The 22023-nt window shown below is 65.6% G+C and carries 22 protein-coding genes; 8 read left to right on the top strand and 14 right to left on the bottom strand.

Annotation, left to right across the window (positions count from 1 at the left end; translation table 11 throughout):
* Positions 1-2: 2 nt before the first annotated feature.
* The 4 genes from ACWKWX_RS15935 to ppx all read left to right on the top strand — a co-directional run bounded on the left by ACWKWX_RS15935 (position 3) and on the right by ppx (position 3738).
* A complete protein-coding gene (locus ACWKWX_RS15935; RefSeq protein WP_416421898.1) occupies positions 3-668 on the top strand; it encodes an amino acid ABC transporter permease in 666 nt (221 codons plus the stop codon).
* Positions 665-1315, top strand: a complete 651-nt coding sequence (locus ACWKWX_RS15930) for an amino acid ABC transporter permease (RefSeq protein WP_416427518.1) — start codon at positions 665-667, stop codon at positions 1313-1315. The genes ACWKWX_RS15935 and ACWKWX_RS15930 overlap by 4 nt, the downstream gene beginning before the upstream one ends.
* On the top strand, positions 1302-2033 hold the full coding sequence (locus tag ACWKWX_RS15925) for an amino acid ABC transporter ATP-binding protein (protein WP_416421897.1): 732 nt from the start codon (positions 1302-1304) through the stop codon (positions 2031-2033). Before ACWKWX_RS15930 ends, ACWKWX_RS15925 begins: the two co-directional genes overlap by 14 nt.
* Before the next feature lie 202 nt (positions 2034-2235).
* A complete protein-coding gene (gene ppx / locus ACWKWX_RS15920) occupies positions 2236-3738 on the top strand; it encodes an exopolyphosphatase (protein WP_416421896.1) in 1503 nt (500 codons plus the stop codon).
* Here ppx and ppk1 read toward each other — a convergent pair.
* On the bottom strand, positions 3725-5950 hold the full coding sequence (ppk1, locus tag ACWKWX_RS15915; RefSeq protein WP_416421895.1) for a polyphosphate kinase 1: 2226 nt from the start codon (positions 5948-5950) through the stop codon (positions 3725-3727). The two genes, ppx and ppk1, sit on opposite strands and share 14 nt — an antisense overlap.
* 393 nt (positions 5951-6343) lie before the next feature.
* On the opposite strand from ppk1, the gene ACWKWX_RS15910 reads away from it, so the two are divergent.
* Entirely contained in the window at positions 6344-6928 is a 585-nt protein-coding gene (locus ACWKWX_RS15910) for a DedA family protein (protein WP_416421894.1), read from the top strand.
* On the opposite strand, the gene ACWKWX_RS15905 is transcribed toward ACWKWX_RS15910, so the two are convergent.
* Entirely contained in the window at positions 6929-8173 is a 1245-nt protein-coding gene (locus ACWKWX_RS15905) for a sterol desaturase family protein (protein WP_483828265.1), read from the bottom strand.
* A 114-nt stretch (positions 8174-8287) separates the two neighbouring features.
* Here ACWKWX_RS15905 and elbB point away from each other — a divergent pair, with 114 nt between their 5' ends.
* The gene (elbB, locus tag ACWKWX_RS15900) at positions 8288-8947 is read left to right on the top strand and encodes an isoprenoid biosynthesis glyoxalase ElbB (protein WP_483828264.1); all 660 of its coding nucleotides are present in this window, start codon (positions 8288-8290) and stop codon (positions 8945-8947) included.
* A 122-nt stretch (positions 8948-9069) separates the two neighbouring features.
* Here the strand turns inward: elbB and ACWKWX_RS15895 are convergent, their stop codons facing one another.
* The 3 genes from ACWKWX_RS15895 to ACWKWX_RS15885 form a co-directional block, all read right to left on the bottom strand.
* Positions 9070-9522, bottom strand: coding sequence for a YaiI/YqxD family protein (locus ACWKWX_RS15895; protein WP_416427517.1), 453 nt, complete (start codon positions 9520-9522; stop codon positions 9070-9072).
* A 17-nt stretch (positions 9523-9539) separates the two neighbouring features.
* Entirely contained in the window at positions 9540-10172 is a 633-nt protein-coding gene (locus ACWKWX_RS15890) for a LysE family transporter (RefSeq protein WP_416421891.1), read from the bottom strand.
* 149 nt (positions 10173-10321) lie between these two features.
* Positions 10322-12232, bottom strand: coding sequence for an ATP-binding cassette domain-containing protein (locus tag ACWKWX_RS15885; RefSeq protein ID WP_483828263.1), 1911 nt, complete (start codon positions 12230-12232; stop codon positions 10322-10324).
* 50 nt (positions 12233-12282) lie between these two features.
* Between ACWKWX_RS15885 and ACWKWX_RS15880 the strand changes: the two genes are divergently transcribed.
* The gene (locus tag ACWKWX_RS15880; RefSeq protein WP_416421889.1) at positions 12283-12750 is read left to right on the top strand and encodes a TIGR02444 family protein; all 468 of its coding nucleotides are present in this window, start codon (positions 12283-12285) and stop codon (positions 12748-12750) included.
* Here the strand turns inward: ACWKWX_RS15880 and ACWKWX_RS15875 are convergent.
* Complete coding sequence (locus ACWKWX_RS15875; RefSeq protein ID WP_483828262.1) at positions 12747-13670, bottom strand: AlgP family protein; 924 nt, start codon at positions 13668-13670, stop codon at positions 12747-12749. The two genes, ACWKWX_RS15880 and ACWKWX_RS15875, sit on opposite strands and share 4 nt — an antisense overlap.
* 239 nt (positions 13671-13909) lie before the next feature.
* On the opposite strand from ACWKWX_RS15875, the gene ACWKWX_RS15870 reads away from it, so the two are divergent.
* Positions 13910-14566, top strand: a complete 657-nt coding sequence (locus ACWKWX_RS15870) for an FKBP-type peptidyl-prolyl cis-trans isomerase (RefSeq protein WP_483828261.1) — start codon at positions 13910-13912, stop codon at positions 14564-14566.
* 28 nt (positions 14567-14594) lie between these two features.
* On the opposite strand, the gene rsd is transcribed toward ACWKWX_RS15870, so the two are convergent.
* The 8 genes from rsd to ACWKWX_RS15830 all read right to left on the bottom strand — a co-directional run bounded on the left by rsd (position 14595) and on the right by ACWKWX_RS15830 (position 22017).
* Positions 14595-15071, bottom strand: a complete 477-nt coding sequence (rsd, locus tag ACWKWX_RS15865) for a sigma D regulator (protein ID WP_416421886.1) — start codon at positions 15069-15071, stop codon at positions 14595-14597.
* 229 nt (positions 15072-15300) lie between these two features.
* Positions 15301-15816: a disulfide bond formation protein B gene (locus ACWKWX_RS15860; protein ID WP_473005074.1), complete on the bottom strand. Its 516-nt coding sequence runs from the start codon at positions 15814-15816 to the stop codon at positions 15301-15303.
* 195 nt (positions 15817-16011) lie between these two features.
* Positions 16012-17250, bottom strand: a complete 1239-nt coding sequence (locus tag ACWKWX_RS15855; RefSeq protein WP_416421884.1) for a heme biosynthesis HemY N-terminal domain-containing protein — start codon at positions 17248-17250, stop codon at positions 16012-16014.
* Positions 17247-18359 carry a uroporphyrinogen-III C-methyltransferase gene (locus ACWKWX_RS15850; RefSeq protein WP_483828260.1) on the bottom strand — a complete coding sequence of 371 codons (1113 nt, stop codon included), beginning with the start codon at positions 18357-18359 and terminating at the stop codon, positions 17247-17249. The genes ACWKWX_RS15855 and ACWKWX_RS15850 overlap by 4 nt, the downstream gene beginning before the upstream one ends.
* Positions 18360-18386: 27 nt before the next feature.
* On the bottom strand, positions 18387-19151 hold the full coding sequence (locus ACWKWX_RS15845; RefSeq protein WP_416421882.1) for a uroporphyrinogen-III synthase: 765 nt from the start codon (positions 19149-19151) through the stop codon (positions 18387-18389).
* Positions 19148-20089 carry a hydroxymethylbilane synthase gene (gene hemC / locus ACWKWX_RS15840; protein ID WP_483828259.1) on the bottom strand — a complete coding sequence of 314 codons (942 nt, stop codon included), beginning with the start codon at positions 20087-20089 and terminating at the stop codon, positions 19148-19150. The genes ACWKWX_RS15845 and hemC overlap by 4 nt, the downstream gene beginning before the upstream one ends.
* 90 nt (positions 20090-20179) lie before the next feature.
* Positions 20180-20926, bottom strand: coding sequence for a LytR/AlgR family response regulator transcription factor (locus tag ACWKWX_RS15835; protein ID WP_416421880.1), 747 nt, complete (start codon positions 20924-20926; stop codon positions 20180-20182).
* On the bottom strand, positions 20923-22017 hold the full coding sequence (locus tag ACWKWX_RS15830) for a sensor histidine kinase (protein WP_483828258.1): 1095 nt from the start codon (positions 22015-22017) through the stop codon (positions 20923-20925). The genes ACWKWX_RS15835 and ACWKWX_RS15830 overlap by 4 nt, the downstream gene beginning before the upstream one ends.
* Positions 22018-22023 lie beyond the last annotated feature (6 nt).

Below are 22023 nucleotides of genomic sequence, written 5' to 3'. Positions count from 1 at the left end.
ATATGGCTTACCACTTCGACTTTGCACCCGTGCTGGCCAACACCGACCTGCTGCTCAAGGGCGCGCTGTTCACCCTGGAACTGACGGCCATCGGCGCCCTGCTGGGCGTCAGCCTGGGGATCGTGGGCGGGGTGGTGCGGGCCTGGAAGATCCAGCCGTTCGCCCGCCTGTTCGGCGTGTACGTGGAACTGATCCGCAACACGCCGTTCCTGGTGCAATTGTTCTTCATCTTCTTCGGCCTGCCGTCCCTGGGCGTGCAGATCAGCGAATGGCAGGCGGCGGTGCTGGCCATGGTGGTGAACCTGGGCGCCTACAGCACGGAAATCATCCGCGCCGGCATCCAGGCCATTCCCCGCGGCCAACTGGAGGCCGCCGCCGCGCTGGCCATGAGCCGCGCCGAGGCGTTTCGCCACGTGGTGCTGGTGCCGGCGCTGGGCAAGGTGTGGCCGGCCCTGAGCAGCCAGATCATCATCGTCATGCTGGGTTCGGCGGTGTGCTCGCAGATCGCCACCCAGGAGCTGAGCTTCTACGCCAACTTCATTCAGTCGCGCAATTTCCGCGCCTTCGAGACCTACCTGCTGACCACCCTGGTGTACCTGGCCATGGCCATGCTGATCCGCGCCCTGCTCAATTGGCTGGGCCGCCGTTACCTTGCAAGGAGTCGCTGATGGATTTCACCTTATGGGACATCGTGCGCAACCTGCTCACCGGCCTGCAGTGGACCCTGGCCCTGAGCCTGGTGGCGTTCATCGGTGGCGGGCTGATCGGGCTGCTGGTGATGACGATGCGCATCAGCGACAAGGCCCTGCCTCGCGGGCTTGCGCGCGGCTATATCGAACTGTTCCAGGGCACGCCGCTGCTGATGCAACTGTTCCTGGTGTTCTTCGGCGTGGCGCTGCTGGGCATCGATATTTCGCCCTGGGTGGCCGCCGCCCTGGCCCTGACACTGTTCACCAGCGCCTACCTGGCCGAGATCTGGCGTGGCTGCGTGGAATCCATCGGCAACGGCCAGTGGGAGGCCTCCGCCAGCCTGGCCATGACGCCTTATGAACAGCTGCGCCATGTGATCCTGCCCCAGGCCCTGCGCATTGCCGTGGCGCCCACCGTGGGCTTCTCGGTGCAGGTGGTGAAAGGCACCGCCGTCACCTCGATCATCGGCTTCACCGAATTGACCAAGACCGGCGGCATGCTCGCCAACGCCACCTTCGAACCCTTCACCGTCTACGGCCTGGTTGCGCTGGGCTATTTCGCCCTGTGCTACCCGCTGTCGCTCAGCGCCCGCTACCTGGAAAGGAGACTGCATGCCACTGCTTAGAATTTCCGCCCTGCACAAATACTACGGCGACCACCACGTGCTCAAGGGCATCGACCTGACCGTGGAAGAAGGCCAGGTAGTGGCCATCATCGGCCGCAGCGGCTCGGGCAAGAGCACCCTGCTGCGCACCCTCAACGGCCTGGAGTCGATCAACGACGGCGTCATCGAGGTGGACGGCGAATACCTGGACGCCGCCCGCGCCGATTTGCGCAGCCTGCGCCAGAAGGTCGGCATGGTGTTCCAGCAGTTCAACCTGTTCCCGCACCTGAGCGTGGGCGAGAACGTGATGCTGGCGCCGCAGGTGGTGCAGAAGGTGCCCAAGGCCAAGGCCGCGGCGCTGGCCCGGCAGATGCTCGAACGGGTGGGCCTGGGCGACAAGTTCGACGCCTTCCCCGACCGCCTGTCGGGCGGCCAGCAGCAGCGCGTGGCCATCGCCCGCGCCCTGGCCATGTCGCCCAAGGTGCTGCTGTGCGACGAGATCACTTCGGCGCTGGACCCCGAACTGGTCAACGAGGTGCTCAGCGTGGTGCGCCAACTGGCCCAGGACGGCATGACGCTGATCATGGTCACCCACGAAATGCGCTTCGCCCGCGAAGTGGGCGACAAGCTGGTGTTCATGCACCAGGGCAAGGTGCACGAGGTGGGCCACCCCAAGCAGCTGTTCGCCGAACCGCAGACCCCGGAACTGGCCAACTTCATCGGCATGCAGCACGCCTGACCCGACACCCCCCCCGCGGCCGCTGCTACATCCTGTGGGAGCTGGCTTGCCAGCGAGCTGTTGGGGCCATAAAAGCTCGCTGGCAAGCCAGCTCCCACAATACAGTTGCAGCTACGTATCGGCGGGCATCCTCTGCAAACGCGTTGGCGGCAGGGTTGGTTCGTGGCACGATGGCAGGGTTATCGACCGGGATTCTCAGACCATGCCGCAAGCCACCCCCAAGAACCTTTCCCTGATCGCCGCCATCGATCTGGGCTCGAACAGCTTTCACATGGTAGTGGCCAAGGCCCACCATAATGAAATCCGCATTCTCGAGCGCCTGGGGGAGAAGGTTCAGCTGGCAGCCGGCATCGACGAGCAGCGCAACCTGGACGAAGAGTCCATGCAGCGCGGCCTCGACTGCCTCAAGCGCTTTTCCCAGCTGATCAACGGCCTGCCCCTGGGCGCCGTGCGGATCGTGGGCACCAACGCCCTGCGCGAGGCGCGCAACCGCGGCGAATTCATCCGCCGCGCCGAGGAAATCCTTGGCCACCCGGTGGAAGTCATCTCCGGCCGTGAAGAAGCCCGCCTGATCTACCTGGGCGTCTCGCACACCCTGGCCGACACCCCCGGCAAGCGCCTGGTAGCCGACATCGGCGGCGGCAGCACCGAGTTCATCATTGGCCAGCGCTTCGAGCCGCTGCTGCGCGAAAGCCTGCAGATGGGCTGCGTGAGCTTCACCCAGCGCTACTTCAAGGACGGCAAGATCACCCCGGCGCGCTACGCCCAGGCCTACACCGCCGCGCGGCTGGAAATCATGAGCATCGAGAATGCCCTGCACCGCCTGACCTGGGACGAGGCCATCGGCTCCTCGGGCACCATTCGCGCCATCGGCGTGGCCCTGAAGGCGGGCGGCCATGGCACCGGCGAGGTCAATGCCGAGGGCCTGAGCTGGCTCAAGCGCAAGCTGTTCAAGCTGGGCGACGTCGACAAGATCGACTTCGACGGCATCAAGCCCGACCGCCGTTCGATCTTCCCGGCGGGCCTGGCGATCCTGGAGGCTATCTTCGACGCCCTGGAACTGCAACGCATGGACCACTGCGAAGGCGCCCTGCGCGAAGGCGTGCTGTACGACCTGCTGGGCCGTCACCACCATGAAGACGTGCGCGAGCGCACCCTGGGCTCGCTGATGGAACGCTACCACGTCGACCTGGACCAGGCCGAACGGGTGGAACGCAAGGCGCTGCACGCCTTCGACCAGGTGGCCGAGGACTGGGGCCTGGAAGACGGCGTATGGCGTGAACTGCTGGGCTGGGCGGCGAAAGTGCACGAAGTGGGCCTGGACATCGCCCACTACCACTACCACAAGCACGGCGCCTACCTGATCGAGCACTCGGACCTGGCCGGTTTCTCCCGCGAAGACCAGCAAATGCTGGCCCTGCTGGTGCGTGGCCACCGGCGCAATATTCCCAAGGACAAGTTCGCCGAGTTCGGCGACGACGGCATCAAGCTGATTCGCCTGTGCGTGCTGCTGCGCTTCGCGATCCTGTTCCACCACATCCGTGGTACCCAGGAAATGCCGACCGTGAAGCTGTATGCCGGCCAGGACAGCCTGGAAGTGGAATTCCCGGCTGGCTGGCTGGAAGAGAACCAGCTGACCCAGGCCGACTTCGCGCTGGAAGCGGAGTGGCTGACCCGGGTCGGCGTGATTCTTACCGTACGGTAAGAATCGGGATGCTCAGGCGCTCGAGCAGAGTGTCCTGGGCGCTGCGCGGGTTCTGGTTGCCGGTTGGCGAGCTACGCACGTAGCGGCCGTCCGGCTGCAGGATCCACGAGTGGGTGTTGTCGGTCAGGTAGCTTTCCAGCTCCTTCTTCACCCGCAGGATCAGTTTCTTGCCCTCTACCGGGAAGCACGTCTCCACGCGTTTATCCAGGTTGCGCTCCATCCAGTCGGCGCTGGAGAGGAACATCTGCTCTTCGCCCCCGTTGAGGAAGTAGAACACCCGGGTGTGCTCCAGGAAGCGGCCGATGATCGAGCGCACCTGAATGTTGTGCGACACCCCGGCAATGCCTGGGCGCAGGCAGCACATGCCACGCACCACCAGGTCGATACGCACGCCCGACTGGCTGGCCTTGTACAGCGCGCGGATGACCTTGGGGTCGGTCAGCGAGTTGAACTTGGCGATGATGTGCGCCGGCTTGCCTTCCAGGGCGAACTGGGTCTCGCGGGCAATCATGTCGAGCATGCCCTTCTTCAGCGTGAACGGCGCGTGCAGAAGCTTCTTCATGCGCAGGGTCTTGCCCATGCCGATCAGCTGGCTGAACAGCTTGCCCACGTCTTCGCACAAGGCGTCGTCGGAGGTCAGCAGGCTGTAGTCGGTGTACAGGCGCGCGTTGCCGGCGTGGTAGTTGCCGGTGCCCAGGTGGGCGTAGCGCACGATCTCGCCGGCTTCGCGGCGCAGAATCAGCATCATCTTGGCGTGGGTCTTGAAGCCCACCACGCCGTAGATCACCACCGCGCCGGCGGCCTGCAGGCGGCTGGCCATTTGCAGGTTGGACTCTTCGTCGAAACGGGCGCGCAGTTCGATGACCGCGGTCACTTCCTTGCCGTTACGCGCGGCGTCCACCAGCGCATCGACGATTTCCGAGTTGGCGCCGCTGCGGTACAGGGTCTGGCGCACGGCCAGCACGTGCGGGTCCTTGGCGGCCTGGCGCAGCAGGTCGACCACGGGGGTAAACGACTCGAACGGGTGCAACAGCAGGATGTCCTGCTTGCTGATCACGCTGAAGATGTTCTCGCTGTTCTGCAGCAGCTTGGGAATGGCCGGGGTGAACGGCTTGTATTGCAGCTCCGGGTGGCTGTCCAGGCCGGTGATGCTGAACAGGCGCGTGAGGTTGACCGGGCCGTTGACCTGGTACAGCTCCGACTCCGACAGGCTGAACTGCTTGAGCAGGTAGTCGGACAGGTGTTTGGGGCAGGTATCGGCCACTTCCAGGCGCACGGCATCGCCGTAGCGGCGCGAGAACAGCTCGCCGCGCAGGGCGCGGGCCAGGTCTTCGACGTCTTCGGAGTCCAGCGCAAGGTCGGCGTTACGGGTCAGGCGGAACTGGTAGCAGCCCTTCACCTTCATGCCCTGGAACAGGTCATCGGCGTGGGCGTGGATCATCGACGACAGGAACACGAAGTTGTCGCCGGTGCCCGACACTTCTTCCGGCACGCGGATGACGCGTGGCAGCAGGCGCGGCGCCGGGATGATGGCCAGGCCCGAGTCGCGGCCGAAGGCGTCGATGCCTTCCAGCTCGACGATGAAGTTCAGGCTCTTGTTCACCAGCAACGGGAACGGGTGCGTGGGGTCGAGGCCGATGGGGGTGATGATCGGCGCGATTTCGTCGCGGAAGTAGCGGCGCACCCAGGTCTTGAGCTTGGTGGTCCAGTTGCGGCGGCGGATGAAGCGCACCTGGTGCTTTTCCAGCTCCGGCAGCAGGATGTCGTTGAGGATCGCGTACTGGCGGTCCACGTGGCCGTGCACCAGCTCGCTGATGCGTGCCAGCGCCTGGTGCGGCTGCAGGCCGTCGGCGCCAGCCTGTTCACGGGCGAAGGTGATCTGTTTCTTCAGGCCCGCCACGCGAATCTCGAAGAACTCGTCGAGGTTGCTGGAGAAGATCAGCAGGAACTTGAGGCGTTCCAGCAGCGGGTAGGACTCATCCAGTGCCTGTTCCAGCACGCGGATGTTGAACTGCAACTGGGAAAGCTCGCGGTGGATGTACAGGCTGCTGTCATCCAGGCCCGGCACGGCCACCGGCGCCGGGGCGCTGGCAGGCGTGGCGTCGGCCACGGGCTCTTCGACCGGTTCCATGGCCGGTGGCGTTTCGATGATCTGCTCAAGCACGGGCTGTGCTTCTTTCACGGCAGTTTCGTGAAGTGCTTCGTTATTCATCTAGCGTTCCTGAAGGGCTCAATTGCCCTCTCATTCAGTTGAGCGGCACGGTTTGCAATCAGGTGAGGCAGCATCTGGCACGATCGTATCGTCGGCAGCGTGGCTATAGACACTGACGAGGCGGGACGCCAACTCATCACACTGACGGTGGCGGGAGGGCAGGCGCAGGGCGCGGGCACGGCTCACGGCAAACTCCTGGGCCCACGCGTGCGGGCCGGCGCGACAGTTATAAGCGGCCATTATGACGGTTGCATGACAATCTTGCGTCAACGCCATACAGATAGCCTCCGACATTGTCATTCTGCCCGCCGTTCACGTCGAGACACATTTCGACACTTTCCCGAATGGCCGCGACGGGTTAGGCTGCGCGTTCATTTCGCCAGCATCCAGACAATGCTCCAACAATTTCTGCAGGATTTCGGCTACCTGGCCCTCTTTCTTGGTACGTTTTTCGAAGGCGAGACGATTCTGGTCCTCGCCGGGTTTCTTGCGTTCCGCGGATACATGGATATCAACCTGGTCGTGGTGGTTGCCTTCTTCGGCAGCTACGCCGGCGACCAGCTCTGGTACTTCCTGGGGCGCAAGCATGGGCGCAAGTTGCTCGCGCGCAAGCCGCGCTGGCAGCTCATGGGCGACCGGGCGCTGGAACACATCCGCAAGCACCCCGACATCTGGGTGCTGAGCTTCCGCTTCGTGTACGGCCTGCGCACGGTCATGCCGGTGGCCATTGGCCTGTCCGGCTACCCGCCACGGCGCTACCTGCTGCTCAATGGCATCGGCGCCGCCGTGTGGGCCACGGTGCTGGCCCTGGCAGCCTACCACTTCGGCGCCATCCTCGAAGGGTTGCTGGGCAACATCAAGAAATACGAACTGTGGGTGCTGGGCGGCCTGCTGGTGCTGGGTGGCCTGCTGTGGCTGCGCCGGCGCATCAAGGCGGCACGCGTGGCCCGCAAGCTGGCCGCCCAGGAAGCCGAGTAGTCAACGCGCCGCGGCGCCCAGCCTGAGGCCCGCCCCGCGCTGCCAGGCCAGCCCGCCCAGGCTGGCCAGGCTGTACACCAGCAAGGCCGGCCAGGCCCAGGCACTGGCCGGCAACAGCCCCCAGGGCGCCGCCAGCGCCACCATCGGCACGTTCAGCCCCAACCGCAGCAGCTCCAGGCGCACGGCCTGCGGGCGCGCCTCCAGCGCCGTCCCCAGCACGAACAACCCCCACCCCATGCACAAGCAGCCCAGCAGCAGCCCCGCCAGCGGCATGCTCGCACCAAAGGCCAGCAGGTAGCTGCCCAGCGTCACATGCACGGCGAACTGCGCCACCACGTACGCCTGCTGGCGCGCCCCCAGTGGCACTTGGAACAGGCTGAACTGGCCCAGGTCGGGCTTGCCCATGGGGTAACGTGCCGCCACATCCGCCGGGCGCCAGCCGGTGGGCATGAACCATAGCCGCAGCTTGTCGCGCCAGCGCCGGGTGCGCCGTGCATCCGCCCACAACTGCGCGTAAAACTGCAGGTTGGCCCACACGGGATTCCAGCTGCGCAGCGGCGTGGTCACGCCGAAAATCACCGGCTCGCGCTCGTCTTCCTCCTGGAAGCTGCCGAACAGACGGTCCCAGACAATGAACACCCCGCCGTAATTGCGATCCATGTAAAGAGGGTTCTGCGCGTGATGCACCCGGTGATTGGACGGCGTGACCAGCACCCACTCCAGCCAACCCAGCTTCGGCACATGGAGGGTGTGCACCCAGAACTGGTACAGCAGGTTCAGCGCCGCCACCGTGGCGAACACCAGCGGCGGCACGCCCAGCAGCGCCAGCGGCAGATAGAACAGCCAGGCGAAGATAAACCCGGTGCTGGTCTGGCGCAGGGCGGTGCTCAGGTTGTACTCCTCGCTCTGGTGGTGCACCGAATGCGCGGCCCACAGTACGTTGCGCTCATGGCCCAGGCGGTGCAGCCAGTAGTAGCAGAAGTCGTAGCCAACAAACGCCAGCAGCCACACCCAGGCCCGCTCGGCCGGCAGGGCCAGCAACGCCAGGTGCTGCCAGGCGAAGGCGTAGGTCAATAGGCCCAGGCCCTTGGTGACCAGCCCCGTGGTGGTGGACAACACGCCGGTGCTGAGGCTGTTGATGGCATCGGCCAGGCTGTAGCTGCGACGCCCGCGCCAACGGTCGGCCAGCAGTTCCAGGGCAATCAGCAGGAAGAAAAACGGTACGGCGTAGAGGATCAGATCCATGGCGACAACCCGTGGGAAGATCAGCCAAGATTAGGCTTGTGGTAGGTAAAACCCTACGGCGGCCAGTGACAATTCAAGGGACATTAACGCCATGAATTCGGGAGAGAACCCAACATGACCAAGAAAGTTGCCGTGATCCTTTCCGGCTGCGGCGTCTACGACGGCGCGGAGATCCACGAGAGCGTCATCACCCTGCTGCGCCTGAACCAGCGCGGTGCGCAGGTGCAGTGCTTCGCGCCCAACGTGCAGCAGATGCACGTCATCAACCACCTCACCGGCGAGGAAATGCCCGAGACCCGCAACGTGCTGGTGGAGTCGGCGCGCATCGCCCGCGGCGAGGTCAAGGACCTGGCAGAAGCCGACGCCGATGCGTTCGACGCCCTGATCGTGCCGGGTGGCTTCGGCGCCGCCAAGAATCTCTCCACCTTCGCCACCCAGGGCGCCGGCTGCACGGTCAACGCGCAGCTGCTGGAACTGGCCGAAGCCTTCGCCGAAGCCGGCAAGCCGGTGGGGTTGATCTGCATCTCCCCGGCCCTGGCCGCCAAGATCTACGGGCCGGGCGTGACCTGCACCATTGGCACCGACGAGGAGACCGCCAAGGCGATCGACAAGATGGGCGGCACCCATGAGCGCTGCGCAGTCGGCGACATCGTCGAAGACACCGCACGCAAGCTGGTGAGCACACCGGCCTACATGAGCGCGAAGACCATCGGCGAAGCGGCGGAAGGCATCAACAAACTGGTAGACCGCGTGCTGGAGCTCACCACCGCCTGATCGTAGCCGCTGCCGCCAGGCTGCGCTGGCCCCTGGGTGCACTGAAGAGCTCCAGGGTGGACAAGGGCCAGCGCAGCCTGCGGCAGCGGCTACAGTGGGTTGGCGTTAGCGCGATGTGGGGTTCAGGCACGCGCCAGGCGGGTGAGGATGCGGTCCAGACTGTTGGCGAACGCCTGTTTGTCCTTGTCGCCGTACCCCGCCTGGCCGCCACCCACCTGCCCCTGCTCGCGCAGGTCGGTGAACAGGTTGCGCACGGCCAGGCGCTCGCCCATGTTGCGCTCGTCGAACTCCTTGCCGCGCGGGTCCAGGCAGGCCACGCCCTTCTTCACCAGGCGGTCGGCCAGCGGCACGTCGCTGCAGATCACCAGTTCGCCGGGCACGGCGTGCTCCACCAGGTAATCGTCCGCCGCATCCGGCCCCGCCGGCACCACCACCAGTTTCACGCAGGCGAACGCCGGCTTGATCAACGGCACCCCCGCCACCATCAGCACCTCGAACTGGCGCTTGAGGGCAAACTTGATGACCTGGTCCTTGGCCGCCTTGGGACAGGCGTCGGCATCGATCCATACGCGCATGGGCTGGCTGCTCATCCTTACACCGGCGCGCGGCGCAGGGTCGCCAGCAGGGTGGCCGCAGCGATGAACAGGCCGGCGAAGGTGCGGTTCACCCGCTGTTGCTGCCGTGGCGTGCGCAGCAGGCGCAGCACCTTGGCGGCAAGGCCGGTGTAGCCGGCCATGACCAGCAGGTCGACGGTGATCATGGTGGCTGCGATGGTCACGTACTGGGCCACCAGCGGAGCATGGGGATTGATGAACTGCGGCAGCACCGCCAGCATGAACACCAGCGCCTTGGGGTTGCTGACGTTCACCAGGAAGCCGCGGAACACCAGGCTCATGGGCTTGCCGATGGGGCGCACGGCCGAGTCGGCGGACATGTCCATAGGTAGCGCGCGCCACTGCTTGATCGCCAGGTAGACGAGGTAAAACACGCCGAACCACTTGATCAGGGTGAACGCGGTAGCGGAGGCGGCCAGCACGGCGCCAAGGCCGGCGGCGATGATGGCGATCTGCAGGATCAGGCCCAGCTGTAGTCCCAGGGCATTCCAATAGCCGCGTACGAAACCGTACTGCAGGCCGCAGGACATGGACGCGATGGCGCCAGCGCCCGGGGAAAGACTGATGATCCAGCAGGCGGCAAAGAATGCCAGCCAGGTTTGCAGCGCCATGACGCACCTCGTAACAAAATCAGTAGACCGGTAAACCTACTGCTTGTGGGGGGAAAACGCCACGAGAATATCGGTTCTGGGGCCGGACGCGGCCTATGGCCGCTGCTACGAATACCCGTAGCAGCGGCCATAGGCCGCGTCCAGGCCCCCTACGACAACGCCTCGAGCTCGGCCTGCATGGTTTCCAGGGTTTCCAGCGCCATCATCCAGGCCTCTTCCAGCTCGGCCTCGCGGGCCTTGAGCTTGGCCTGCTGGGCCAGCTGGTCTCGCAGCTCGTCCTTGCGGCCGGCCTCGTAGATGCCGCTGTCGCCCAGCGCCGCCTCGACTTTCGCCAGCTGCTCGTGGACCTTGCCCAGCTCAGCCTCCAGCTTGTCGGCCTCGCGCTTGTGCGGGGCCAACTGCTGACGCAGGGCTGCTGCGGCCTGGCGCTGGGCCTTCTTGTCGGTCTTGTCGGGGTTGACCGGGGTGCTGCTCACCGGCGCGTTGCGCAGGCGATAGTCGGCCAGCCAGCGGGTGTAGTCGTCCAGGTCGCCGTCGAAGGCCTCGACCTTGCCGTCCGCCACCAGCAGGAAGTCGTCGGTGGTGCTCTTGAGCAGGTGACGGTCGTGGGAGACCACCAGCACCGCGCCACTGAATTCCTGCAGGGCCATGGTCAGCGCCAGGCGCATTTCCAGGTCCAGGTGGTTGGTGGGTTCGTCGAGCAACAGCAGGTTCGGCCGCTCCCAGGCAATCAGCGCCAGGGCCAGGCGGGCCTTTTCGCCACCGGAGAAGTTCAGCACCGGCTCGTCGATGCGCGCGCCACGGAAGTCGAAACCGCCGAGGAAGTCGCGCAGGGTCTGCTCGCGCTCGGTCGGCGCCAGGCGCTGCAGGTGCAGCAGCGGGCTGGCCTTGCTGTCCAGCGAGTCGAGCTGGTGCTGGGCGAAGTAACCCACGGTGAGGTTTTCGCCGCGCACCAGGCGCCCGCCGATGGGCGACAGCTCGCCGGCGAGGTTCTTGATCAGGGTCGACTTGCCGGCGCCGTTGGGGCCCAGCAGGCCGATGCGCGCGCCTGGCGTCAGCTGCAGCTTGACCTTCTCCAGGATGACCTTGTCGCCATAGCCCAGGCGGCCTTCGGACAGGTCCAGCAGCGGGCTGGAGATTTTCTGCGATTCGCGGAAAACGAAGTCGAACGGCGAATCGACGTGGGCCGCGGACAGCTCTTCCATCCGCTCCAGCGCCTTGATCCGGCTCTGGGCCTGGCGGGCCTTGGTGGCCTGGGCCTTGAAGCGGGCGATGTACTTTTCCATGTGCGCGCGCTGGGCCTGCTGCTTCTCGTAGGCTTGCTGCTGCTGGGCCAGGCGTTCGGCGCGGGCGCGCTCGAAGGCCGTGTAGCCGCCACGGTAGAGGGTCAGCTTGCACTGTTCCACGTGGGCCACATGGTCGACCACGGCGTCGAGGAAGTCGCGGTCGTGGGAAATCAGCATCAGGGTGCCGGGGTAGCTCTTGAGCCACTCTTCCAGCCACAGGATGGCGTCGAGGTCCAGGTGGTTGGTGGGCTCGTCGAGCAACAGCAGGTCGGACGGGCACATCAGCGCCTGCGCCAGGTTCAGGCGCATGCGCCAGCCACCGGAGAAGCTGCCGACCGGGCGGTCCATCTGCTCGTTGGTGAAGCCCAGGCCAGCCAGCAGCTTGCGGGCGCGCGCATCGGCGGTGTAGCCGTCGGCGCTGTCCAGCTCGGCGTGCAGGCGGGCCTGCGCTGCGCCGTCATGGGCAGCCTCGGCCGCGGCCAGCTGCTGCTGGACCTCGCGCAGGCGCAAATCCCCGTCGAGCACGTAATCAACGGCTACTCTGTCGAGTGTATCGACCTCCTGGCGCATGTGAGCGATGCGCCAATCCGCCGGCAACTGGCAGTCACCGGAATCGGGCACGAGCTCGCCACGCAGCAGGGCGAACAGGGTGGATTTGCCGGCGCCGTTGGCACCGATCAGGCCGGCTTTCTGACCGGCGTGCAGGGTCAGCTCGGCGTCTTCTAGCAGACGCTGCGGGCCACGCTGTAAAGTAAGGCTTTGAAGTCGAATCATAATGGCGGCGGAGTCTACCAGCTTCGACGACAACTGGCGCGAGAAGGACTATGCACTCTGACCTGTGGAGCTTTTCCCTGGATCTTTACACTCGCCTGGGCATCGAGCAAGCCTGCCTTGAATTGCAGGCCGAAGGTGCCAATGTGTGCCTGCTGCTAGGCGCTGCGTGGCTGGGGCAACTGGGGGTGGCCTGCAACGGCGACCGCCTGGCACGCCTGCGCGACCTGGGCCAGCCCTGGCATGACGAAGTCATACGGCCCTTGCGCCAGCTGCGCCAGAACTGGCGCGAGGCCGCAGCCAGCGACCCGGAGCTTGAAGCGCTGCGCGAACAGGTCAAGGCCCTTGAGCTGGAAGCCGAACGGCAGTTGCTGGAACGTATCGAATTGCTTGCCCAGGATTGGCAGGCAGAAGGCGCCGACGACCTGGCGGCCTGGCTGGACGGCGTGGCGCCGCCCATTGCCCGGGAGAAACAACGCGGCGCGCTGCAAAGGCTGCACGCCGCGAGTGTCGCCGGTTAGGACGCGCTTGGCGCGCTGCTGCTGGCCGGGCTCGATGGCGCAGGCGAAGCGGCAGCCGGGGTTGGCGCGCTGGCCGGTGCTGGCGTAGCGGCCGCTGCCGGCTTGGCTGCAGGCGTTGCCGGCTTCTTCGCCGCAGGGCGCGCAGCGGCCTTGGCAGCCGGTTTCGCAGCGGGCTTGGCCGCAGGCTTCGCAGCAGCAGGCTTGGCTGCGGCTGGTTTCGCGGCCGCAGGCTTGGCTGCACTGGCTGGCTTGGCGGCGGCTTTTGCAGCTACCGGCTTGGCAGCAGCCCGCGCTGGCGCCTTGGCGGCGGCCGGTTTGGCGGCAGCGGTTTTCGCCGCTGGCTTGGCTGCGGCTGGTTTCGCGGCAGCTGGCTTGGCAGCCGGCTTGGCGGCAGCGGCCTTGGTGGCAGCCGGTTTGGCAGCGGCTGGCTTGCTGGCAGCAGCCTTGGTGGCAGTGGCTGGCTTGGCAGCGGTGCGAGCCGGGGCTTTCTTGGCAGCAGCAGCGGCCGCAGGCTTGGCCGAACGTTGGGTCAGCGCCTTGCCGGCTGCTTCATGTACACGGCCGACGCCTTGGGCCAACTTCAAACTTTCTTGCGCATCGCGCTTGAGTTGCACGATGTAATTACGTGTTTCGGCCTGACGATCTTTCAGGGCTTCCAGCAGTTCTTCAAGTTCAGCACCCGCCGCTTTTGCCTTGGCCTGGGCCTTGGCTTTGCCAGCGGTGGCGGCTTCTTGAAGTTTGCTGCGTGACTTGTGCAGTTTTTCCTGAGCCTTGCCACGTTGTTTTTCCAACTTGGCCAGCAGTTTCTCGGCATCAGCCAGGGCCTGGGAACAGGCGCTTTCCAAATGCTCGAGCAGGCTGCTCGATAGCTGTTGGAGCAAATGCAACGGGGTATTGACTGGCTTCTTGTTAGCCGACATGGGTTACCTCCTGGCTGACGTGATTGCGGCTCATACTAGACCTGTGCAAGTGTCACCGCTAGACATTGTTGACAGTGCCAAACGAGCCGCGTTGCATGCCTGGGCAAAGTTGTTGTTAAGGGCAGTTCGAGACAAGTGTAGAAGTTATGGAAAAGTCTGCTGTCATCGACCTGAAATCTCTTCGCTTGGCAACTTGCGAGACTGGCATAATCACCCGCCTCCGAACAGGGAAATTCTCCATGTCGCGTTACCTGCTGCTGTTGCCGTGGCTATTGATTGGCCTGGCCCATGCCGACACCCCCACCAGCCCGCACGACCTGGCCTACAGCCTTGGCGCCAGCCTGGGCGAGCGCCTGCGTGAAGAAGCACCCGGGGTGGACATCCAGGCGCTGCTGCAGGGCCTGCAGCAGTCCTACGAGGGCAAGCCCCTGGCGCTGCCGCCCGAGCGCATCGAGCAGATACTGCGCGAACACGACGAACAGGCCAGCGCCGAACCTGCCCCGTCGCCGGTGGAAAAAGCCTTGATGGCCGAACAGCGCTTCATGGCCGCCGAACGTGCGAAGGCGGGCGTGCATGAGCTGGCAGATGGGGTGTTGATGAGCGAATTGACGCCTGGCAGCGGGCCGCTGCCGCCGACCGATGGCCGCGTGCAGGTAACTTATACAGGCACCCTGCCCAATGGCACCGTGTTCGACCAGAACCAGCAACCGCAGTGGTTCCGCCTGGACGCGGTGATCGCCGGTTGGCGCACCGCCTTGTCGAAGATGCCGAAAGGGGCGAAATGGCGAGTGGTGATCCCTTCCCAGCAGGCCTATGGCGCCGACGGCGCCGGCGACCTGATTCCACCCTACAGCCCGCTGGTGTTCGAGATCAGCCTGCTCGACGTGGGCGCCTGACGCCCCGCCCAGCAGCGCCGGCGGGAAATCACGCCTGGACGGCGGTGGCTTCGTCCTTGTGCGCGTTGTGCAGCACTTCGATCAGGCAGTCTTCCAGCTCGAAGCGCTCGTGCAGCCTTGAGCCCAGCTCCTTGAGCTTGCCGGTCAAGGTGGTTGCGCAGGAGCAGTCGCCCTTGTCGCAGTGGTCGTTGAAATCCAGCGCGAACTGGGTAATGGCCTCGATGCGCGGGAAAATCGTATCGGCCAGTTCGAGGCCGCGCTCATCGTCGAACGCCTTGGCCTCGGCGATCAGTTGCTCGTAGATCTCGAAGTGCCCGGCGGACACATAGTCCACCAGCACGCCACAGAACTCCTTGAGCTTCTTGCGGTTGCCGGCCAGCGCTTCGGGCGTCTCGCCAAGCTTGTCGAAAGCCTCGACCAGCTTTTGCCGCTCCTGCAACCAGCGATCGATCAGCTTGTGCACCCCACCCCAGCGTTCCTGAGCATTCTGACAACTTTCCAACATGGTCTTTTCTTCCCTTTTGGGTCATGCCGCCATCGGCCCATTCCAAGACAGCTGGGATGCGGAACCGTTCGGAAAAAAGCAGCAATCAAAGCAGTCTGTTTTTCTATGGTGCGTGCTGGGAGATTATGCCCGTGCGTCTGCCGCTTCAAGTGTCCCTTCGATAAAGTTCATACAAGTGTTTAACCGGCGCACCCGCACGCCACCCCCGAAATCCGGGCACCGGCCCGAGTCAGGACGGCGCACGGGCGCCCAGGCGCAGCGCTTGCAGCCACCCACCCAAGGTCAACAGCAGCAAGCCGCTCAAGGCCAGCAGGCTCCATTCCGGGACGCTCATGTCCAACAGCGTCCAATTGACGCGGGCGCACTCCGGCGTCCCCAGGAGCAGGGTCTTGAGCGCCTCGGGAAACGGCAGCGTTGCCATCAGGTAGTCCAGCCCCGGCTGGCAGGCGACCTTCGGCTGCTCGCCATTGGCCTGCAGCCACAGCTGCCGCAAGGCCGCCGCGACAGCCGCGCTGATCAGCAGCGTATGCGCGACCAGATAACGACGAATACCCCGCAGGCCCGGGCCATGGACACAGGCTGCCAGGCAGGAAAGGGCCAGCAGGGCAATGAAGAAACGCTGCACCAGGCACAACGAACAGGGCACCAGCCCGATCTGCCATTGCAGGTAATATGCAGCGGCAAGGATGCCCATGGACATCAGGAAACCCAGCAGAAACAAGGAGCGCGATCGAGCCAGTACCATGGCAAATCCAGTTACGCGACAGTTGGAAAACTACGGTAGAGGAAAGCCCGGAATGCTTTCAAGCTGTGTCCTGAAGGACATTTCTCTATTCGTGTAGGGAAAATCCGACTGAAGCGCAGGGACAGGGCAAAGTCGGTCGAGGGAAGCGGCCCGGCAACGTGCAAGCCACGTTACCAGGCCGTTTATCACGCCCGTTCAGGCGCGGGCAGGTTCAGGCAAGGGCAACGCCAGCAGACGCTCGTCCAGCAGCCCCAGGCCTTCCTGGAACAGCTGGTTGCTGCGCTCGGTGTCTCCCAGGCGCGCCAGCAAGCGCGCCAGTTCAGCGCAGGCTTCGGGGTTGCGCTGCAGCCGCAGGCTGCTTTCCAGGTAATCGCGCGCCTTGCCCCACAGGCTGTTTTGCAGGCTCAGGCGGCCCAAGGTCAGCAGGAGGCTGGAGTCGTCGGCGTGCTGCTTGAGCCAGCCCTCGGCGGCCTGCAACTGCTTGGCGGGGTCGCTGCCTACCACCAGGCCATACAGCCGGGCCAGGTGGCTGTCGTAACCACGCTTGAGCGTGGCGCGCAGGATGGCCTCGGCGTCGGCCTGGGCGCCTAGCTGGCGCAGCTGGTCGGCGTAGGCCAGCACCAGCGCAGGCTCCTGGCGCTGGCCGGCGCTGAGCTGTTCCCAGGCACGCTTGAGCGCCTCGACCGCGGCTTCACCGTCTTCGCGGGTAGAGGTGAGCGTGAGGTTTTCGCCCCAGGCCCGGTGCTCCAGCTCGGTCAGTTCAGCAGCGGTGACCGCCTTGCTCTTGCGCAGCTCGGGCAGCAGGTGGATCACCGAGGTCCAGTCGCCACGCTGCTGGTGCAGGCGCTGCAACTGGCGCAGCACCTGGACGTTGCCGGGGTGGCGCTCGCGCATGGCTTCGAGGGTGTCGCGAGCGCCCTGCATGTCATTGCGGTCCACTTGCAGTTGGGCGTGGGTCAGGGCCACCGCAAGCTCGGCCTGGGGCTGACGCTCCAGGGCGCGCTCAAGCAGGTTGTCGCAGTCTTCGTGGCGGCCCAGCTCGTTGGCCGCGCGCGCAGCGCCCAGGTAATACAGCAAAGGTTGGCGCTCAGCCTCGGCGGCGCGGTGCAGGTTGCGCTGGGCGCTGGCCCAACGCCCCTCGGCCAGGTCCAGTTGGCCCTGCTCGATGGCCACCTGGGTGCGACGCTGGCGGTTGCGGCCAGACCAGGGATTGACTACCCCTGCAGAGGTCAGCACCAGGCTGAGCAACACCCACAGCACGAACACCGCCAGCACCAGCACCACCAACGCCGCCAGGGTGGACCACAGTCCCGACTCATAACGGAACACGTGGGGGTAGTCGATCAGCACGTAGCCTGGGTGCTTGGCGATGCCCAGCCCCAGGCCGACGGCCACGGCAATGGCGATGAAGACCAGGACATAGGCACGCTTCATGGGCGTGCCCCCGCTTGCGGCTGGGTCATCAGTGCCTCGGCAGGCATGTGCCGATGCTCCAGGTAGTTCTGCACCGCCTCGAGGCTGGCGTTGAGGTCCGGCGTGACCACCGACACCGGCTGCCCCTTGAGGGCATCCAGGCGGGCCAGCATCGAACGGCTCTCGGTGTTGTCCTGGTTGAAGCTGGCCAGCAGGATGCTGCGGGCCTCATCCAGCGCCTGCCCATAGACCTTCGGCTCGCCATTGAGCGCGGCCCACTGGGCCTGTTCCAGCGCCAGGCTCAACGCCAGGCGCACCTGGTTCAGGCTCTGCCCGGCCAGCAGCGGACGAATGTTCTCGTCGGGGCGGAAGTCAACGCGGAAATAGCTGGAAATCTTGTGCCACCAGCGCTCCCAGCGGTCATCGTCGCCGGCCAGGGTGGCACGCTCGGCGTCACCCTGGGCCTGGAACTCCGGCGCCAGGGCCGAGAGGCCCACGGTCTGGTCGCGCAGGGCGCCCAATTGCAGGAACAGGCCGGTGCGGTCCGGCTGGTCGACGCTGGCCAGCGACGCCAGGGACTTGGCCAGCTGTTCACGGGCGGCGAAGGCCGAGGGGTCATCCTGTTCGCGCAAGATCTCGTCCGCGCCCTGGACCAGCGCCCTGGCGCTGGCGATGTCCTGCAACGCCGACAGGCGCAGGCTGGCCAGGCGCAACAGGTGCTCGGCCTCGGCCAGGCGCCAATCCTTGCGGCTGGCACCCAGCACCGTTTCCAGGCGCTGGCTGAGGCGCTGCTGGTCGCCCTGCAACTGCGCCACCAGGCGGCGGCGGTCTTCCAATTCATCGGCGCTAGGCAGTTGCCCCAGGCGCGTGGTGAGCGCCTGCTCACCCTGGCTCAACGCCTGGGCCTGGCTGTCGAGCGCCTGCAGTTGCCCGGACTGGGCCTGGTGGCCCGCCTGCAACTGGCGCAACTGCCAGACGCTCCAGCCACCGACCGCGACGCCGGCAGCGCCCAGCAGCAAGGCCACGACCGCGATACCGGCGGCGCCACGGCCAGACTTCTTCACCACAGGGGGGACAGCCGCCTGGGGCGTCGACTGCAGATCATCTTGGGGCAAGACTGTTTCGCTCACGTATCCATCCTTTGCATAGGGCAGGTTTCACCCGGGTAGGCGGTGTTCTTGCAGGGCCGCCAGCAAGGCCGCGGCGCTGGCGCCACGGCAATCCACTACATGGCGAGCGCCGGCGGCCTGGGCCAGGGCGGCGACTCGCGGGCTGGGCACGAACAGCGGTAACCCGGCCAATTGTGGCCAGTGCTCACCGGCCAGTTGCTGCAAATGCTCGAAACCCTGCCCACTGCTGACCACCAGCGCGTTCAGGCGTTCCGCCGTTACCCGCTGGTACAGCGCCTGCGCCGGGTAATCGGGCAGGCTGCGACGGTAGAGTTGCAGATAATCGACAGTAGCACCCTGCTCGCGCAAGTGCTCGGCCAACAATTCGCGGCCGCCCTCGCCGCGCAGGATCAGCACCCGCGGGTAAGGCTGCTGCAGCGCCTGGGCCAACTCCGGCAGGGCCAGCAACGCTTCGCTGTCGTCGCCCTGGGGCGGCACGTGCACGCGCAGGCCGTAGTCCTCGAGGATGGCCGCGGTGGCCGCGCCCACGCTGAACCAGCTTTGCAGCGGCGGCTGCGGCCAGTACTGGTCAATCAGGTCCAGGCCCAGCCGTGCGGCCGGCTTGCTGACGGCGATCACCGCGCAGTACTGCGCCAGGTTCAACACCTGGGTGACCATTTGCGGCGTGACCGGCAGGGGCTCGATATCGAGCAGGGGCATGCTGGCGCTGTAGATGCCGGCGGCGTCCAGCGCTTGCGCCACCGCGGCCGATTCCTCGGCAGGGCGCGTCAGCAGCAGGCGCCAGCCCGTCACGGGTGGCCGTCCTCGCCATAGACGGCCTTGAGGATCTGGTCGGCGCCCTGGTGCAGCAGCGCTTCGGCGACCTCGATGCCCAGGCGCTCGGCGTCGCCCCGCGGGGCGCGAGCCTGGGCGCTGAGCAGGCGGCCGCCATCGGGCTCGCCCACCAGGCCACGCAGCCATAGCTGCTCGCCTTCCAGCACGGCGTAGCAGGCGATAGGCACCTGGCAGCCACCGTTGAGGTGCTTGTTCAGGGCACGCTCGGCAGTGACCCGGGCGGCAGTATCGCTGTGATGCAGCGGCGCCAGCAGCGCGTGGATTTCGCTGTCGGCGGTGCGGCATTCGATGCCCACGGCGCCCTGGCCGCCGGCTGGCAGGCTGTCTTCGATGCTGATGCTGTCGGTGATGCGCTCCTCGAAGCCCAGGCGGATCAGGCCGGCGGCGGCCAGGATGATGGCGTCGTACTCACCGGCGTCGAGCTTGGCCAGGCGGGTATTGACGTTGCCGCGCAGGAAGCGGATCTGCAGGTCGGGGCGGCGCGCCAGCAGCTGGGTCTGGCGACGCAGGCTGGAGGTGCCGACCACGCTGCCGGCAGGCAGGGCTTCGAGGCTTGGGAAGGTGTTGGAAACGAAGGCGTCGCGCGGGTCTTCGCGCTCGCAGATGCAGTACAGGCCCAGGCCTTCGGGGAAGTCCATGGGCACGTCCTTCATGGAGTGCACGGCAATGTCGGCTTCGTTGTCGAGCAGGGCGTTTTCCAGCTCCTTGACGAACAGGCCCTTGCCGCCGATTTTCGACAGGGGCGAATCAAGCAACTTGTCGCCGCGGCTGACCATCGGCACCAGGGTCACCACCAGGCCGGGGTGAGCCTGTTCCAGGCGGGCCTTGACGTATTCGGCCTGCCACAGGGCCAGGGCGCTTTTACGGGTGGCGATGCGGATCTCGCGAGTAGGCATGAATCAATCCGTGCTGGGTAGATGGGCCGATCATACCAGCATCGCGGGAGCAGCATGGCGGCCGGAGCGGGTTCGCCCGCTCCGGACGGCCTACAACTGTTGCATCATTTTGCGCACACCGGCCACGTGGCGGCGGCTGACGATCAGCGCATCGCCATTGAGGCCCTTGAGGAACAACTGGAAATGCCCCAAGGGCGTGCGTTGCAGGCGTTCGATGCGGTCGCGGGCGACCAGCGCGTTGCGGTGGATACGCACGAAGCGGTCGCCGAACTCGTCCTCCAGTGCCTTGAGGGGCTCGTCGAGCAGCACCTCGCCGCCTTCATGGCGCAGGGTCACGTACTTGTGGTCGGCAATGAAATAGATGACCTGGTCCAGCGGAATCAGCTCGATACCCTTGCGCGTGCGTGCGCTGATATGGGTGCGCGGGCCGCTGCCGCTTTCGGCGGCGGGACGGGTCAGCGCGGAGAGCTGCGCACGGTTGGGGCGTTCGGCTTTTTTCAGCGCTTCGAGCAGGTGCTCGGGGCGCACCGGTTTCACCAGGTAGCCCAGGGCGCTGGTCTGGAAGGCGTCCAGGGCAAATTCATCATGGGCGGTACAGAACACAACCGCCGGCGGCGCCTCGCGCTCGCACAGCTTGGCTGCAACCTGCAGTCCATCAAGGCCGGGCATGCGGATGTCGAGCAACACCACGTCGGGCTTGAGGCTGTCGATAAGGGCCAGGGCCTCCTCGCCATTGGTGGCGCTGGGCTCTAGCACACTGTAACCCTCGAGATCGCTGACCAATCGGGTCAGGCGCTCGCGGGCCAGGGGTTCGTCATCAACGATCAGGACATTCATATAGCACTGGATTCCTGCGTGAGTCTCGCACAAGGATAGCGTAGACAGGTGAAGTGACGACCGTCACGGCGATCCACGCTCAGACTCGCGCGCGGGCCAAAAAGTGCCGCAAGTCGAGCACCAATATTTGTCAGTGCCTGGTGAGTACCGCCCGAAGCCCGCGGCGGGGCGGCTTCGTCGTAGGGATTGCTTACACACAATATGAACTCTCCCCCTTTATAGTCGGCTTCCACCCGGATCACACCCCCTTCTATGCGTGGGGCCACTCCGTGGATCAGGGCGTTCTCCAACAACGGTTGTAAGGTTAGCTGCGGGATCGGCAGGTCATCGGGAATTGTGTCGACCCTCCAGTCCAACTGTAGACGCTCGCCAAGACGATATTGCTCAATCCGTAAATATCGTTTCGACAGGGCCAGCTCCTCGCGCCAGCTCACCAGGTTGCCGGCCTTGCCGAGGCTGGCGCGGAACAGGTCGGAGAGGTCGAGCACCGCCTGCTCGGCGCGCACCGCGTCCACCGGCACCAGGCTGGCGATACTGTTAAGCGTGTTGAACAGGAAGTGCGGCTTGATGCGCGCCTGCAAGGCTTCCAGCCGTGCCTGGAGCTCGGCCCGTTGCTGGATGCGCCATTGGCTCTGCAGGTAAAAATAGCGCAACAACAGCGCCGACATGATCAGCGCAATCAGCCCGTGCCGCAGGTAACGGTTGAATATGCCGAAGGAAAGATTCGAAGCAGGCGTAGCCGGCACCAAATGCAGGTAATCGGTCAACCCGGTGGCCAGCAGGGTCAACGCCACCACCATCGCACAGCAGGCGCCGCCGGCAGCGCCGGGGTGCAGGCGCGCCAGCCAGGGGCGCAGGCCACACAGCAGCGCCGCCGACAACAGCACCAGCCACTGCACGAACAGCGACGTCAGGGCCAGCCGCGACCAGTCGAAGCCCGGCGCACCGGGATCGGCCAGCACCAGTACCAGCACCAGCAGTTCGGCCAGCATCACCAGCACCAGCAATGCCTGCGCCTCGCACAGCACCGGGAGGAAGAACTCCTGTTGCGCACGCTGGCGGCGTGCGGCCTTGCGTCCATCTGTAGGCATTATGTG

This window comes from Pseudomonas imperatae, from assembly GCF_057128625.1.
Note: the sequence above shows the minus strand (reverse complement) of the source record. Positions and strands in the feature narration are given on the sequence as shown.